Annotated in this window: 14 protein-coding genes; 7 read left to right on the top strand and 7 right to left on the bottom strand. The window is 41.5% G+C overall.

Going from position 1 to position 15,349, the window contains the following annotated elements:
• The first annotated feature begins 295 nt into the window (after window positions 1-295).
• Window positions 296-853, top strand: coding sequence for a hypothetical protein (locus GNE10_RS09680; protein WP_099070206.1), 558 nt, complete (start codon window positions 296-298; stop codon window positions 851-853).
• A gap of 81 nt (window positions 854-934) precedes the next feature.
• Window positions 935-1,579, top strand: coding sequence for a DUF3318 domain-containing protein (locus tag GNE10_RS09685; protein WP_185564976.1), 645 nt, complete (start codon window positions 935-937; stop codon window positions 1,577-1,579).
• A 210-nt stretch (window positions 1,580-1,789) separates the two neighbouring features.
• Here GNE10_RS09685 and GNE10_RS09690 read toward each other — a convergent pair whose 3' ends face one another.
• Window positions 1,790-2,587: a 7-carboxy-7-deazaguanine synthase QueE gene (locus GNE10_RS09690; RefSeq protein ID WP_185565012.1), complete on the bottom strand. Its 798-nt coding sequence runs from the start codon at window positions 2,585-2,587 to the stop codon at window positions 1,790-1,792.
• 182 nt (window positions 2,588-2,769) lie between these two features.
• Here GNE10_RS09690 and GNE10_RS09695 point away from each other — a divergent pair, with 182 nt between their 5' ends.
• Window positions 2,770-3,819, top strand: coding sequence for an anti-sigma factor antagonist (locus GNE10_RS09695; protein WP_185564978.1), 1,050 nt, complete (start codon window positions 2,770-2,772; stop codon window positions 3,817-3,819).
• 303 nt (window positions 3,820-4,122) lie between these two features.
• Here GNE10_RS09695 and GNE10_RS09700 read toward each other — a convergent pair whose 3' ends face one another.
• The 6 genes from GNE10_RS09700 to GNE10_RS09725 form a co-directional block, all read right to left on the bottom strand.
• Window positions 4,123-5,577, bottom strand: a complete 1,455-nt coding sequence (locus GNE10_RS09700; protein WP_185564979.1) for a YcjF family protein — start codon at window positions 5,575-5,577, stop codon at window positions 4,123-4,125.
• 42 nt (window positions 5,578-5,619) lie between these two features.
• Window positions 5,620-6,102, bottom strand: a complete 483-nt coding sequence (locus GNE10_RS09705) for a group I intron-associated PD-(D/E)XK endonuclease (RefSeq protein WP_185564981.1) — start codon at window positions 6,100-6,102, stop codon at window positions 5,620-5,622.
• A 457-nt stretch (window positions 6,103-6,559) separates the two neighbouring features.
• A complete protein-coding gene (locus GNE10_RS09710; protein WP_185564983.1) occupies window positions 6,560-7,513 on the bottom strand; it encodes an asparaginase in 954 nt (317 codons plus the stop codon).
• A gap of 152 nt (window positions 7,514-7,665) precedes the next feature.
• Window positions 7,666-8,166 (bottom strand): CGLD27 family protein, encoded by a 501-nt coding sequence (locus tag GNE10_RS09715; protein WP_185564986.1) that lies wholly within the window; start codon window positions 8,164-8,166, stop codon window positions 7,666-7,668.
• A complete protein-coding gene (gene rsfS, locus GNE10_RS09720; RefSeq protein ID WP_185564987.1) occupies window positions 8,159-8,620 on the bottom strand; it encodes a ribosome silencing factor in 462 nt (153 codons plus the stop codon). Before rsfS ends, GNE10_RS09715 begins: the two co-directional genes overlap by 8 nt.
• Window positions 8,621-8,929: 309 nt before the next feature.
• On the bottom strand, window positions 8,930-10,201 hold the full coding sequence (locus tag GNE10_RS09725; RefSeq protein ID WP_185564989.1) for a WcaI family glycosyltransferase: 1,272 nt from the start codon (window positions 10,199-10,201) through the stop codon (window positions 8,930-8,932).
• A 285-nt stretch (window positions 10,202-10,486) separates the two neighbouring features.
• Between GNE10_RS09725 and GNE10_RS09730 the strand changes: the two genes are divergently transcribed.
• The 4 genes from GNE10_RS09730 to GNE10_RS09745 all read left to right on the top strand — a co-directional run bounded on the left by GNE10_RS09730 (window position 10,487) and on the right by GNE10_RS09745 (window position 15,166).
• Window positions 10,487-11,665, top strand: a complete 1,179-nt coding sequence (locus GNE10_RS09730) for a DNA cytosine methyltransferase (RefSeq protein WP_185564991.1) — start codon at window positions 10,487-10,489, stop codon at window positions 11,663-11,665.
• A gap of 172 nt (window positions 11,666-11,837) precedes the next feature.
• Entirely contained in the window at window positions 11,838-12,518 is a 681-nt protein-coding gene (gene deoC / locus GNE10_RS09735; RefSeq protein WP_099070815.1) for a deoxyribose-phosphate aldolase, read from the top strand.
• Window positions 12,519-12,612: 94 nt separating this feature from the next.
• On the top strand, window positions 12,613-13,524 hold the full coding sequence (gene recO, locus GNE10_RS09740; protein ID WP_185564993.1) for a DNA repair protein RecO: 912 nt from the start codon (window positions 12,613-12,615) through the stop codon (window positions 13,522-13,524).
• Complete coding sequence (locus GNE10_RS09745) at window positions 13,508-15,166, top strand: MFS transporter (protein WP_185564995.1); 1,659 nt, start codon at window positions 13,508-13,510, stop codon at window positions 15,164-15,166. The genes recO and GNE10_RS09745 overlap by 17 nt, the downstream gene beginning before the upstream one ends.
• Window positions 15,167-15,349 lie beyond the last annotated feature (183 nt).

A 15,349-nucleotide genomic window follows, 5' to 3' on the forward strand; every position in this document is an offset into this window, starting at 1 on the left:
TATTTTTTATTGACTAAAAGTTAGCAATAAACAATTATCCCATCTTTAAATAATCAACAAAAGCTCTTCAGAAAATAATGTTCATACACCAGCATTAAAATCTATTTTTCTCATCTCCAACACCCCATGCTCAATGACGCCACTTGCTCCACTTGGGGAGACCCCAAGACCGCAGTGGCTCCCCCATGCTCCATGCCTTATTTACCATAAGTAGCTACCCTAACTCAAACCACTACCACTCGCAGGTTAAACTAGGTCTGGTAACAGCTGCTCCAGCATTCCTGATGAGGCTTTTATGGGAGCTAACCTCAAACAAATTGCCAAGTACTTAGATAACCTTGGTTGGGACTACCGTTTTGATGACGAAGAAGACCGGATTATAACAGGTGTAGAAGCTGATAACTTAGAAGATTTTCTAATAGTTGTTCAGTTGGATGAAGAGGGAAAATTTTTCCGAGTGTTTGCCCCTCAAGTTCTGGCAGGAATTCAAGACCATCCTCACAAAGGAGCTATTCTACAGACAATGCTTGCCATTTCCTGGGAAACCAAAATGCTGCAATGGGAATATGACCCATCCGATGGTGAAATCCGTGCCATTATTGAGTTTCCTTTGGAAGATTCAATTCTCACAGAAAAACAATTTCACCGTTGTCTGAGTGGATTAATTCAGATTGTAGATGGTATCGCAATTCCTCGCCTCAAAGAAGTCATGGCAACAGGCCTCGATCCGGGAAATATAGAACTTGGAGAAAGACTATTACTCAGTATCCAAGAAGAAGCTCCAGGATTGCTAGATTTATTGGAGAAGGCAATGGAAGCACGAAAAAAACGAGGAAGTTTTCCTAACGAGTGAGACGGATCGTAACTGAAATAGCTATACTCCAAAGTGATACCCTCACTATATACTTACTGAAATTTTCTGGGGCTGGATATTATGACATCCTATGCAACCTCCTCTGCTAAAGCGGAAATGAGTGAACTCCGGCGGTTGAAAGGCTTACTACCGCCAGAATTGCAGAGCTGGGTCACGGTAGAAGGCACCACTGAGGTCAATCCACCCCTGATCCGCTGCGAAGAAATTGGTAAAGACCAAGTAGAAATTCAAATTGACTTGGTGAAATGGGATGCCCTCGCAATGGATCAGCGTAATCTGCTGTTCTGGCATGAAGTTGCTCGCGTTCAAAACGACACAATTCCCAAAGATGGCTGGGAAATGGCAGCACTAGCCATCGGTTTAGGTGGCGCTGTCGGTGAATTGTGGGTACAAGATGGATTGCTTTTGGTGTTAGCTTTAGCGCTGTGTGGCGTGTCAGGCTGGCGATTGTATCAAAAGAACAATGGGGAAAAGCAACTAAAAGAACTGCTCAATGCTGATGAAAAAGCCATCGCCTTGGCAACTCGTTTTGGTTATACCCTCCCCAACGCCTACAAAAGTCTTGGTAGCGCCTTGAAAACCCTGATTGATAACACTCCTAGCAAGCGTCAACGCTCTAAATACGAAGCAAGGCTCTCTGCCCTCAAACGCAGTGCCAATAAGGCAAAAGCCAAGTCCAGAACCATAGATGAAAGCGCACTGTAACAACCATAAAGTAGGTTGGGTGGGCGATACCCACCCCTAAAAATCAAAATCTTTTGGCTTCAAGCAAGGTGATTTTTGATAGCTAACAGCTTTATTGTTTAATCAAAAGCTTAATAAAAATTAATATATTTATTTAGCCAACAAAATTTCATATAAATTTATTTTTACTTTTACGAAATCTTGAGTAATAGTTGAATTTGGCAACAACTTTTACATTTGATTGAGCATTTTATGTGTCTGGGGTATTACCCGCACTTGCTTAAGATACTGTTTCATCAAAGCTTGCCACATCAAAACCCCATCGGGCGTAGGGGCAAGTACAGGTATTGCAGAAAATTGTTCGGATTCCGGTAAAGGCGTAACAGGTTGTAAAAATACTGGTATATCTGGACTCACATCTGCCACCAGCAAAGCTGAACGTCGCAATTCTGCGGCATCTGTGTTTTGAGACACAATTATCTTGACAAAAACATTTAAATATGAGTCGTGACATAATTGGAGAAATTTAGCATGTTCTTGCCAATGACTTTCGCCGCTCACACTGGGCAATTTAAAATCCATTCCTACAGAGTCTAAGTAGGGGAGAATCATGGCTAGTTGTTCTGGACGGTGTCCGCCTGTTTCTAAATATATAGGTAGGCCAGTTATGTCTCGCACTTTGGGTAGAAACTGAGTTAAAAATGGAGCATGAAGAAGTGGTTCGCCCCCAGTTAAGCTAATGCTATCGTGTAAGGAAGGTAGATTTTGCCTTTCCACCCATTCGATTAATATGGGTAATGGGACAGGATTAGAGTAAATTTCAAAGTCGCGCAATCCAGGCGATCGCTCTATCCGGCAACTAACAGGTGCATTCCAAGTGTGGGCACTATCACAAAAGTGACAGCGCAAATCACACAAAGCAAAGCGAATAAAAATCTGACGTGTCCCTACATTCAGTCCTTCCCCTTGAATGGCAGAGAAGACCTCAACCAGGCGTGCGGTAGGTGTAACCGTATTTTGAGCAATCATTTCATCCAAGCAACGCGATCGCATTGCGTCAGTACAACAACAAGAATATTTTTTAGCTTCTTGTTCTATTGTGAATCGTCGTTGGCGATTCCCAATGTGAGAAAGAGCAAATAGTAATTAGTCCTGATTACGGTTAAGTAATTCTCCAAGGACAAAATAATGTTTGGCAGATTACATCATACATGGCAACGAAAGTGCACAGCTTCATGACTAGCCAACCGACAGAGGTCGATTTTCCAGTCCATTCCCTAAACGACACGGTTATAGTACAGGTTCCCACACGGTTGAGCGTGCTGGAGGCTTTAGGATTTAAGCAAACCTGCCAAGGCTTAATCCAATCCAATTCATATTTCAAGCAAATTATCATTGACTTTCGCCAAACTACTTTTATGGATAGTAGTGGTTTAGGTGCCTTGGTCAGTAATTTTAAATATGCCCAAGCTCAAGGTATTGCATTCAGCTTGCGGAATGTAACGCCTCAGGTGATGGCTGTTTTAAAGCTTACAGGATTGGATCAAGTTTTTCCCCTAGAGCCTGTAGAAAATGAGTCGCCAATAAAACAACAAGACTTAATAGATCATCGCAAGACAACTTCTCGTCAAGTAGAGCAGTTACCTAAGACTCATGCTTCTGTGACATCTTGGATGAAGCGGTTCTTAGATATTGTAGGGTCAATTGTTGGGTTATTAATTACAGGAGTTTTGTTTATTCCCATTGCGATCGCTATTCAAATTAACGATCCAGGCCCCATTTTCTTTAGTCAAACCCGCTGCGGTTGGATGGGAAAACAATTTAAAATTTGGAAATTCCGCTCTATGTGTGTAGACGCGGAAGCAAAAAAATCTCAAGTTAAAAACCAAGTGCAAGGTGCATTTTTCAAGAACGAAAATGACCCCAGAATTACCAAGGTGGGACGTTTTTTACGACGGACTAGTCTTGATGAACTACCTCAATTTTGGAACGTCTTGAAAGGAGAAATGAGTTTAGTCGGTACCAGACCACCCACGCCGGACGAAGTAGAACGCTACGAAGTACCAGAGTGGCAACGTTTAGATGTCAAACCCGGCATGACTGGCGAATGGCAAGTAAATGGACGGTCTACAGTCCGTAGTTTTGAAGATGTAATTCGCCTAGATTTGCAGTATCAAAAAAATTGGAGTTTGGTGTACGATTTAAAGCTAATTTTCAAAACTATAGCGATTCTGTTTAATAGAAACAGTGGTGCTGTTTAGCTAACTACCCTTATTTACAATTTTTTGCTAACTCGCGATCGCGATAATTATTAAATACACCCAAGCTCATTTTGTTGAGCTTGGGTAAATTTTTAAGTTTACTTATGTGAGATTTTAGATTCAACACAGTTCAGTTAAGCATCTTTTCCTTCTCTTTCTCTCTTCTCTCTGTGCCCTCAGCGCCTCTGTGGTTCGTAAAAAAATTAGTGTCAGGACTCACAGATAAACCAAACCGCAAAGGACGCAGACAAATAAGAGTTTCAGAAATCCAAAATCTCAAATTAACTCATCCTCTGCCTGAGATTATCCCACCACGTTCTGAACACCAACTGTTTCAACTTGCTGCACTTCTGGCAACAAACGCTTCACCCCTTGCTTCACAAATCCCTGCAAAAAGCTTATTTGTTGATTTTGTCCAAACACTTTTTGCAAAGTTTCTCGCAATTTCTCCAAGTTCAAATTAGTACCAGAATCCACCGCTATTTCTTGCTGTTGCAAATATTCAACTAAACTCAATCCTGCAACTCTAGTGAGATAAGCTGCACTTACCCCCTGCACCAAGCCGCCAGCAACAAAGGTAACAGCATTACTTTTGAGAACAGTACCAATAGCCTTGGTAGAAAGTTCAATTAAACCGAGTTTTAGCATCAGGCTTCCCATTGTTCCAGCTACAGTTTGCGCCTGTTCTAGGGAAAATTTCTGCTGATAAATCTTACCCAAATCCATTACCATCTGAGCATTAATGGCCGCAGTGGCCAGAATATCAAGGGCTGGTACTGGGTTAGCAAAGGCAGCAGCCGCAGCTATCCATTGATATTGTTCAATGATTGGGGTGGCGCGATCGCATCTAATTCCATTGAGGGAATTTTTCGCCTCAGCTTTCAATAACCCGGCTTTTCTGATGGTAGTTAGCCAAACCAGTCGTTGTTTTTGCTGTGCCAAAATTTCACCGAACTGCTGGGTTAATTGCTGGATATCTGGTGCTGGTTGTTCCATCCACTCTTGCACAGAACCATCAGCCTCATGCTTTCGGACTTTCACGGGGATGGGAGAGGCCGCAGTTGCAACTACATTTCCCTGCATCCGCTGTTGCAATGACAATAAGATGCTACTACGTTCATCGGCTAAATACTGGTCTTGTTTGTTGAAAACCAGCATTGCAGGCTGATTTGCTGCTTTTAGCTGCTGTAAAGTTTGAAATTCTGTATCTGTCAAATCACCGTTTGTCAAGAACAGCACAAAATCAGATTTTGTCACTTGTGCTAAAACGGCTGCATCTGAATTTTCACCTGCTTCTCTAAACAAAGGTGCTGTCTGTTGTAGAGAAAGATTTTCTGTCTGTAGATTTTTTGCTAAGACTTGAATTAAAGTGCTTTTCCCGACAGATTTACCACCAGTCACAGCAACTTTAATTTCTTGCCTGTCTAATTCCCACCACAATTGGGCAACTTGTTCTCTCAGCGTCTCTAATGCCCTATGGTTTTCTGCTTCTTGTGCCAGTTGGTTAATCACAGCTTCAGCTTTGACGATGGCGCTTTCCACAGTCGCCCGATCTACAAGCATACTATCTAGCTGTTCTAAACCATGTTTTGGGCGATTTTGTTGGAATAACCACAAACCACCACCAACAGCTAAGGCACTCAATAAACCAAACTCACCCACCTGCATTATTGAATGATGCCAACTTTGTAACATCCACAGAGAAAAGGACAGTCCCAATCCTCCCACTAAAATTGGTCGCTGCAACTTCACAACCATGACTCTCCGCGCTTTTTGGATGGCTATTTCTTCCAGAATAAATTAAAATCCTGCTTCTTTGAGTTCAACAGGCGATGGAACACAACTTTCTTTACTTACAGATGCTTGCGAGATTAATTCCCAAGCCTCGCGATATTGTATGGAACGAGGCTTACGCTGTCGTTTTTCAGCCTCAACAAGGTGTACTTCACTTCCATAACTTATGAACACATCTACAGGAAAAATATAGAATAGGTCAAGTTTTTCTATATACACCAGGGCAAAATCAAAGTCTGATAGTTGATATTGTTCTCGAACCATCAGCCGCCGATTTGTTTTGGTGCAGCGATTATCTACAACGTAATTGCCAGAAGGCCCATCTAACCACGCGTATTTGACTTGGATTTTTATGGGAGTTCCCTCTACATCAAATGCCAGATCGTAAGGCAATCTATCACCAAAAGGTTTTAAAACTCCCCAACCACGCTTTAGAGCATGAAGAACAGCAGCTTGTTCTGCTATATCTCCTCTAAGCTTTGTATCCATTAGTCAGATGAAGATGAAGTAGCTGACAATTAGGATAAAACAAAACCCTGTAATCTTTTTAGAAAACAGGGTTTTATTTTATCTTCAATTTGGTGGCGGGAAGTGGATTTGAACCACTGACCTTCGGGTTATGCTTACCAACTACAACTTTCGTTGCCCAGATAAACTGGTTTGTGGTCTGGACTGTCCCTTCACCCTCGGCGTTATCGTTAGGGTGTCTGCCTTCCAGTCTCTACACCTTCTCCGTTTCCGGAGCTTGGTTCGGGATTACCGCGCTATTGGCTTCCCCGACTTTGACAGATAAACACACATAAGTTTCTTTATGTGCCGCCCAAAGCAAACCTAACTAATAAGCGTCTAGTTAACTTTGCCAGTTGAGCCCGACGAGCTACCAGGCTGCTCTATCCCGCGTCGCTCTTGACTTTTCTAGTCTAACTTAAAGTCAAGAGTTTGGCAACTACAAAAACGATAATTCTCCAATTACTTCTAAACGCTTGTATTTTCCTAAGGTGACAAACTTTTCACTAAGACTTTCGGCGGCGCTGGGACTAATCCAACCCATTTGTTGGAGTAAGTGAATGGCAACGGCGTGTTTTGCGCGTTTTGCCCCATCCATAACTTTAATTGCTAATCCCATGCCTTCACCGAGTCTACCAATGCACTGCACTCCTTCAGCACCAGATTTGCTCACCAGTTCCCCTGGAGTCAAACGCATCAGTTCCGTATCGAATTCTCCATCCCCTGCTACCATAGCTGGGTGATGAGTCATAGCCCGGACAATGCGCTCCATATCCAAGTTGCTACTAGAGGCTAATAGGGCGTATAAAGAGGCCATTTGACCGAGTTGCATCAAATAAGTAGGCGCACCACAGTCATCATGGGCGCTGATAAATTCCTCTGCGGGCATTCGTAGCAATTCTGCTACTTTACCCAAAATTAACTGCTGTATTGGGTGCTTGCGTTCCAAGTAGTTATTTAGAGGCCAATGGCGTTGCTGACAAACAGCTAGCATCCCCGCATGTTTCCCAGAGCAATTGTATTCCAGAGGACTGCGTTTACCTTCTGGAATAGGACACTGGAGTACAGTGGGGTCAAGATCGGCTCGCCAAAGGATGTTAAATACCTGTCTAACTTGTTCTATTGTTCCTTTATGGGAACTGGTGATAATCGCTAAATCGCGATCGCTAAGGTCATAGCGTTCCAGCGTACCTGTAGTGGTGACTGCGAGTGCCTGAAATGGTTTGAGTGCTGAACGAATAAATGCAGCAGTTTCAGAATTTCCGGCCACGGTTAAAACCCGTCCGCGTTCGTCGCATACAACGGCCTGGACTATGTGCTTGGATTCAATGATACCTTCACGCAGCAACCGGACTTCCAGTGCTGTGGCTTGAGTTCGTTTTCCCATTGTCATGGGTTTATTTTTATCACTTTTTTATTATTAGTCATTGGTCATTAGTCATTCTTACAAAGTTCTGATGGTCGGAAACCTCCGCTCAGACTTTGCGCTTAGTCATTGGTCAATACCCTATGCCCCATGCCCAATGGCCAATGCCCAATCACGGTTTACAACAAATGCCAAACTATAGTACCAATAACGAACATTCCCGCCAAGCCAGCAAAGGTAAATTGCAACCGCCGTAGGATAGGTTTAATTTCGTATGCCACGATTAAGCGATCGCGATTGAGGATTTCTTGTGGTTTTGTCCAGGTTTGACCGTCGTACCAGCCCGACTCTTCATAGAATACTGTGGCAGAGCAGAGGCGATCGCACACGTAAAACCAGCCTAAATACAACCTTACCACCGCCAGCAGTACCCCAATGCTTGCCCCTCCTGCACCACAGAGAATAAAATGGGCTATGTATTTTTGTGGAGGAAAACTTGCTGCTGCTACAGGGCCAGCAACTAACCAAGATAAACCCCAAATCCAGATTATTTTCGTGATATAGTCCCGCCAATCTAAAGTGCTATCACGAAACAGCCAGGAAGTTTTTAACTGTTCGTACTCATTAAGCGGTTGTTGGTCTGCGGGAACTGGGCAGTTTGAAACTGAAGACCTAATCATTTTGCCTTACCCCACCCTCATCAGATTCTGGAAAGGAAATACGTTCTGCATGACTCCAGAACGCTTCTAAATTATAAAATTCCCGTTCCTTGGGCATCATGATGTGAACGATCGCTTCACCGTAGTCTTGTAGTACCCAACTCCCCTCGGCTTTTCCTTCTGTCCTTAAGGGGCGTCGCTGCAACTGTGTTTCGACTTTTTCTTCAATTGCTTGAGCTATGGCCCTTACCTGTACCCTAGAATAACCAGTCATCATCACAAAGTAATCTGCTAGATAAGATACGTCTGCTACTCTGAGCAATAAAATATCACCAGCTTTGCGATCTGATGCGGCCTCAGCAATTATCGCAGCCAATTTTGCGCTCGCTTCTTCTATTTGGGTGGGGTTTTTCAGCACACTCTTTGTTAGTGGGACAGATTGTAATGGGAAATTTCCTTGGAAGTAATCAGTCATTAAACCTCAGGTGCTTTTTCCTTTTGAAACAATTGTTTACATTTACTTAACAAGTAACAAACAATCGATCTGAAAATGTGTCAATGGGTTTTTTTGAATACTAACAAAAAAACAGGTGTCTATGGAGGCTGGCTGGAAAAAGCGATTAAGGAGTGGTCAGAAATCTTTTTATAATTTTTTGTATAATTTATTGCCTGTTAAGTTCGTTGACTGTTGACAGTTAACTGTCAACAGTCAACATCAAAAGATGTGCAAAGGCTGTTTTACTTCTGAATTCTGTTGTATACAACGTAACTCCACTGTCGTAGATTACACTTCTTGTTTGGTAACTATTGTCGAGTGAATTGTTCTACGATTTGCAATTAATGAGTAACATAAAGACTCATACTGATTTAAAGCTTGCTCAAAAGCATACTGCTCCACGGCATATTGGCGACTTTTATAACCCAGAGTTTTCACTTTTTCGGGGTTTTGATACAAGTCAAAAATTGCCATAGCTAAAGCTTGGGGATCTTCTGGAGGAACGACGACTCCACCACCACTTTGCCGAATAGCCCTAGCTGCGGTGCCATTATCAGGGACAGAGGCAACTAAAGCCCGTCCGCTAGCTAGTAGCACCTGAATTTTTGACGGCATATTGAAGGATATAACATTTTTCTTTTGCACCACTAAACCAACATCCGCAGCTGCCAACATTTCTGGCAAATTTTTGCGGGGTTGAAATGGCAGTAGTAAAACATTGTCTGCACCACAGTCTAAACATTCCTGTTGCAGTCGCTGTAAACCTTTTGCTTCCCCAACAATGACAAAGGTAATATCTGGAATGTGGCGCAATATGGAAGCAGCTTTGACAACGCTTTCTAGGCCTTGGGTGAGGGCAATATTACCTGAATAAAGTACTACGAATTGATCATTGAGGTTATGTGCTGTACGGAAAGCGTTATTTTCTTGAGGCAAGGGACGGATAAAATTCACATCAACCCAGTTAGGAATTTGCACAATTTTCTCAGCTTGTACGCCTTTAGAACGCAAATTTTCCACAAATCCATCGGCGATGACGCTAATTTTAGTGGCACTGTGGTAGGCAAATTTTTCTAATAAAGTAAACAACTGGATGAGCAATTTATTTTTAAGCAAACCCACGTGAACAGCTGCCTCTGGTAATATATCTTGTAGATTTAAAACTACAGGGCAAGCACGTAACCATCCTAAAAGAGCAACTGGCACACAACTTGGTAGAGATGGTGAAGTTGAGACAATAACATCTGGACGCCAACCTATGAGGGCGGGTATAAAACTACTGACAGCAAAACTAGCATCTAGCAAGACTCGATCTAGCAAATTCGGTTGTGGACGAATCCAAACATAACTACGTTGAATTTCAACACCATTTTTGAATTCTGTGAGATACCATTTGCCTCGATATTCCTCATAAATTTGCCGTTCAGGATAGTTAGGCATGGCGGTAACTACGCGTACTTGGTGTCCCCGCTTTACTAGTCCCTCTGCTAATTCAGTCATTAGTGGGGCAATCCCAATTGGTTCTGGATGATAGTTGTATGAGTAAATTAAAATTCGCATAGAAATTTAGTCTGAAGTACCCCGGCTTTTTATTTAGTGACAAAACTTGTCTTAAATATCTTTGGAAGCTTGCAAACTTCCATATTTAATTGTGGCTTCAGAGTGTTTTGATGTGAGGGATTTTCCTTAAAGATTGGGTAAACTTTTATATTTCGCTCTGAGATGATATTTGAATAATTTTTACTATTTAGTAGAAAATTTTAGTGTTTAATTTTAGCTGGTACGTAAGTAAAAACCCTAAAATTTAAAATATTAATATCAATATTTCATAATAATAGTGATTGAATGAGCGATCGCCCTTGTATTTTTTCTTTTTTTGCTGGTTCAGGCTTCCTGGATTTAGGTTTTGAAATCAGTGGTTTTAACATTGTTTATGTGAATGAAATTTTTTCACCATTCATGGCAGCGTATCGCTATTCACGGCAGGTTCTCAATCTAGGGTTGCCAGAATACGGTTATCATCATGGCGAAGCAGGAGACGTAAGTAAATTTACGCAAGATTCACAAGGGGAAGGCATTTGCAAGTTAGTCAAAGACTGCCGCAAGTTCAACGATATTGTTGGCTTTATTGGCGGCCCTCCCTGTCCTGATTTTTCCATTGGGGGAAAAAACAGAGGATACTTGGGAGATAATGGCAAGCTTTCAGCTTGTTATATCGAATTAATTTGTCAAAATCTTCCAGATTTCTTTTTATTTGAGAATGTTAAAGGTTTATGGAAAACAAAAAAACATCGTTTATTTTTTGAATCTTTGAAGCAACGATTACAGCAAGCAGGATATATATTAACAGAGCGCTTAATTAATTCTCTTGAATATGGTGTACCCCAAAATAGGGAAAGAATTATTTTGGTTGGATTCAAAAATAATTTTCTCCTGGATATGGGAAGGCAATTTAGGACACAAGAATTAGTAAATCAAGATTTTTTCCCTTGGAAAAATTACATGTTAGACGACCAAAAAAATATCTTTGCTTACCCTTGGCCTAAATGCAACTTATTCCAAGAAAATTCTCTGATGCCTTGTCCTGATAATATTCCTCAGGAATTAACAGTGGAATACTGGTTTCAGAAAAATAATGTTATCAAGCATCCTAATGCTGAACATTACTTTCAACCAAGAGCAGGTATCGCCAAATTTGCTGTTGTTGATGAAGGAGATGATTCTAAGAAATCTTTCAAGCGTCTTCACAGATGGCGCTATTCTCCAACAGCTTGCTACGGTAATAATGAAGTACACTTACATCCTTACAAAGTTAGAAGAATTTCTGTAGCAGAAGCTTTAGCCATCCAATCTTTGCCCGCAAATTTTGTGTTTCCAGAGAATATGTCACTGACAAATATGTTTAAAACTATTGGTAACGGTGTACCATATTTGGCATCGAAAGCATTAGCTCAAACTATAATTAATTTCTTAGTAAGTAATGTGACAAATACAGTTGATATTTCTCACCTTACTGGCACTTAATGTCAACTTAAATACTTACAGTAATTATGAGACATCTGCACAACTGACATCACAGATTCAGTCAGCAGCTTATTTTCAGGATAAACTCGTAATAAATGTGGTTTAATATATATATAAAAAATGTTTTTATTTTTTATAAACTTTAATAATCAATCACTGGCAAGAAGACACGATGGCAGCAGACTATCCGGACATTGATATTGCGCCATTTATTGAACACGCCCTGTTAACGCCAACGGCTACTCCAGAGCAAGTTGAGCAATGGTGTGAAGAAGCATACAGATTCAATTTTGCCACCGTTTGCCTGTACCCTGCATATGTCAAGCAAGCAGTTGAACTCCTCCACGGTAAGAACCCGAAAGTCTGTACAGTGATTGGTTTTCCCACTGGTGCGACGACTTCAGCAGTCAAATTGTATGAGGCTCAAGAAGCGGTGGAAAGTGGGGCTACTGAGTTGGATGTAGTAATTAACTTGGGCTGGTTGAAAGCTGGCAAAACAGAACAAGTGCATCGAGAAATTGCCGAAATTTGCGAGGAGACTGGAAAAACTGTGAAGGTAATTTTGGAAACTAACCTTTTGACAGATGCGGAGAAAAAAATAGCCGCTGAAATTTCTATGGATGCGGGAGCAAGTTTCTTAAAAACCAATACTGGTTGGAATGGTGGTGCAACAGTCCAAGACGTGGGATTTTTGAAGGAATTGGCAAAAGAAAGGGTAGGAATTAAAGCTTCAGGTGGTATCCGTACTATCAATCAAGCTCTAGACTTAATCGTAGCGGGTGCTACTCGATTGGGGACATCTCGCGGTATCGATTTGATCCGCCAGCGCGATAACCTGGAAAAGGGTAAATAGTCATTTGTCCTTTATCTTTTTCCTCTGTCATTTGTTTTTCGTCTGATATTTATTTACTAATAACCAATGACTGATGACCAATGACTAATGATTAATGAGTAGAACCTACAAAGCAACCGGAATTAATCTTAAAACCCAGGCCCTTGGAGAATCGGATAAAATAGTGACAATTTTGACACCAGAATTCGGTCTAGTTCGAGCAGTAGCTCCAGGGGCACGCAAGCACAACTCTAGCTTGGGCGGTAGGAGCGGTATGTTCGTTGTTAATGAACTATTAATTGCCAAAGGGCGATCGCTTGATAAAATCACTCAAGCACAGACGTTAAAAACCTATCCAGGTCTAGCGAAAGATTTGGGAAAATTAGCTGCTAGTCAGTATTTAGCAGAAATAGTATTGTGTCAAGCTTTGAGCGAACAACCCCAAGAAGAGCTTTATGAATTATTCAACGAACATCTCCATCGATTGGAGGTGTTGCCTAGTGGAAATACATCTGGTGTTTTAGCTCATTTAGCTCATGGGGTGTTTCACCTTTTAGCTTTAGCAGGACTAACGCCACAAGTCCAAATTTGTTGTTTGTCTGGGCGACCCTTAACTCCAGACTTTACAGACCCCAACTGGCAGGTGGGATTTAGCACTCCTGCGGGTGGAACGGTTTGTTTAGAAACTTGGGAAAGTTTGCGAACAGAACGGGAAAGGGAAATGAGGGAGAATAATAAGCAATATCCAATGCCCCATACCCCATCAACCATATCCAACGCCCAAACAGTTGTTGTCCATCGGCAAGAAATACCTATGATTTCTAGTCGTCCTGGTGCAATGGAAATAGCTCTGCTTCAACATCTATCACAACCGGAGATCTTGCACATTGATGGTGCTAGCGATAGAAACTGGTTATCTGTTGAGCAGATTTTACGCCAGTATACTCAGTATCAATTAGGTCGCCCTATTCGCTCTGCTAACTTGATCGACTCTTATTTTGCTGCCAACCATGATGCAATCGTCTGATTTGGATACAAAAATCCTACCTTTATCACCGAACCTGATTAAAACACATAATAGGGCATCAGACCATACCGTAACCGATCGCCTGAGTGCTGTTTCTAAGTCTAAACTTAATCAAATCAACGGGCAAGAAATGTCCCCAAAAGACTTTTCTCATAGCCATCAAAGTTGGACAGAGGAAACATCAAAAATTAATGTTCCAAGTCAATCATCAGCATCAAACCAAGACCAATTAACTAATGGTCAGGCTGATAAAAATAATGATAGCGGTAATGGGTTAGATCGACACAATAGTAAAAATTTGCCGTTAACCACTATTCCAGAAACAGAACCCTCAAAAATAGATGCAGCTGCTTCAGAAAATGTAAAACAGCACGGATTTGTCCCAGTATTAAAAAACTTTAATTTCCTGGCACTTTGGGGCGGTCAAGTTTTCTGCCAACTAGCAGACAAAGTTTATTTGGTGCTGATGATTGCCTTGATTAATACTGAGTTTCAAGCTGGTAATCAGAGTATTAGTGGATGGGTGTCAGCCTTAATGATGGCTTTTACTATTCCAGCGGTCTTGTTTGGTTCTGTGGCTGGCGTGTTTGTAGACCGCTGGTCGAAAAAGGCTGTGCTGGTGGCAACAAATGTTTGGCGCGGTATCCTGGTTTTGTCGATTCCCTTTCTGTTGTGGTTGACTCATGATTGGAAACCCATAGGAGTTTTACCAGTGGGTTTTTTAATTATTCTGGGTGTGACTTTTTTGGTTTCTACGCTGACCCAGTTTTTTGCACCAGCAGAACAAGCAGCAATTCCTTTAGTGGTAGAAGAACAGCATTTACTGTCTGCGAATTCGCTTTATACAACAACGATGATGGCATCAGTAATTGTTGGGTTTGCGGTGGGGGAACCTTTGTTAGCGATCGCCGATGGACTTTGGTTGCAGTTTAGTGGTAGTAATGGTTTGGGAAAAGAAATTCTGGTAGGTGGCAGTTATGCGATCGCTGGAATCATTTTGTTCCTGCTGAAAACTAACGAAAAACCTCACGCACCCGAAACTGAATTCCCTCATGTATTCTCTGACTTGCGAGATGGCCTATCCTACCTGCAAGCAAATCATCGCATCCGTAATGCCTTACTCCAGCTAATTATCCTATTTTCTGTCTTCGCAGCTTTAACTGTTTTAGCTGTTCGGTTGGCAGAAATAATCCCCAACATGAAAGCCTCCCAATTCGGCTTTTTACTTGCAGCAGGTGGTGTTGGTATTGCCGCTGGAGCAACAATTCTCGGTCAGTTTGGTCAACGCTTTTCCTATACACAACTTAGCCTGTGCGGTTGTTTTGGTATGGCAGCATCGTTGATTGGTATTTCTGTGTTTACAACACATTTATGGATAGTTTTGTTACTGATTACCTTGTTAGGTATCTTTGGTGCCCTAGTGGGTATTCCCATGCAAACTGCAATTCAGACAGAAACACCTCCAGAAATGCGTGGTAAAGTTTTTGGTTTACAGAACAATGTAATTAACATTGCTCTATCTTTACCTTTGGCATTAGCTGGTGTAGCAGAAACTTTTGTAGGTTTACAGGCAGTTTTTTTGGGATTAGCTGCCATTGTTTTTTCAGGAGTAATATTAACCTGGTATAACTCACATCAGTAGTTATCAACAGCAGCTATTATTCATTACCTTGAAATAACTAGTTATTTACTTAAAAATTGTGTGTTCGTGTTAAACTAAGACCAGTAAAAATTTATCGCATACTTGCCAGATATCAATCTGATATTAAGCAAAATAAGTTGTTTAAATGTATAAAATTGGCAACTTATTAGTAAAATCGATAAA

It is taken from the genome of Nostoc sp. 2RC, assembly GCF_014222165.1.
Taxonomy (GTDB): domain Bacteria; phylum Cyanobacteriota; class Cyanobacteriia; order Cyanobacteriales; family Nostocaceae; genus Nostoc; species Nostoc linckia.

Bases quoted from the DNA above. Each gene is read 5' to 3' on its own strand.
- GNE10_RS09700 (WP_185564979.1), bottom strand. From the start codon at position 5,577: ATGGTTGTGAAGTTGCAGCGACCAATTTTAGTGGGAGGATTGGGACTG.
- deoC (WP_099070815.1), top strand. From the start codon at position 11,838: ATGGCAGCAGACTATCCGGACATTGATATTGCGCCATTTATTGAACAC.
- rsfS (WP_185564987.1), bottom strand. From the start codon at position 8,620: ATGACTGATTACTTCCAAGGAAATTTCCCATTACAATCTGTCCCACTA.
- GNE10_RS09730 (WP_185564991.1), top strand. From the start codon at position 10,487: ATGAGCGATCGCCCTTGTATTTTTTCTTTTTTTGCTGGTTCAGGCTTC.
- recO (WP_185564993.1), top strand. From the start codon at position 12,613: ATGAGTAGAACCTACAAAGCAACCGGAATTAATCTTAAAACCCAGGCC.
- GNE10_RS09685 (WP_185564976.1), top strand. From the start codon at position 935: ATGACATCCTATGCAACCTCCTCTGCTAAAGCGGAAATGAGTGAACTC.
- GNE10_RS09690 (WP_185565012.1), bottom strand. From the start codon at position 2,587: ATGATTGCTCAAAATACGGTTACACCTACCGCACGCCTGGTTGAGGTC.
- GNE10_RS09745 (WP_185564995.1), top strand. From the start codon at position 13,508: ATGATGCAATCGTCTGATTTGGATACAAAAATCCTACCTTTATCACCG.
- GNE10_RS09705 (WP_185564981.1), bottom strand. From the start codon at position 6,102: ATGGATACAAAGCTTAGAGGAGATATAGCAGAACAAGCTGCTGTTCTT.
- GNE10_RS09695 (WP_185564978.1), top strand. From the start codon at position 2,770: ATGGCAACGAAAGTGCACAGCTTCATGACTAGCCAACCGACAGAGGTC.
- GNE10_RS09715 (WP_185564986.1), bottom strand. From the start codon at position 8,166: ATGATTAGGTCTTCAGTTTCAAACTGCCCAGTTCCCGCAGACCAACAA.
- GNE10_RS09680 (WP_099070206.1), top strand. From the start codon at position 296: ATGGGAGCTAACCTCAAACAAATTGCCAAGTACTTAGATAACCTTGGT.
- GNE10_RS09725 (WP_185564989.1), bottom strand. From the start codon at position 10,201: ATGCGAATTTTAATTTACTCATACAACTATCATCCAGAACCAATTGGG.
- GNE10_RS09710 (WP_185564983.1), bottom strand. From the start codon at position 7,513: ATGACAATGGGAAAACGAACTCAAGCCACAGCACTGGAAGTCCGGTTG.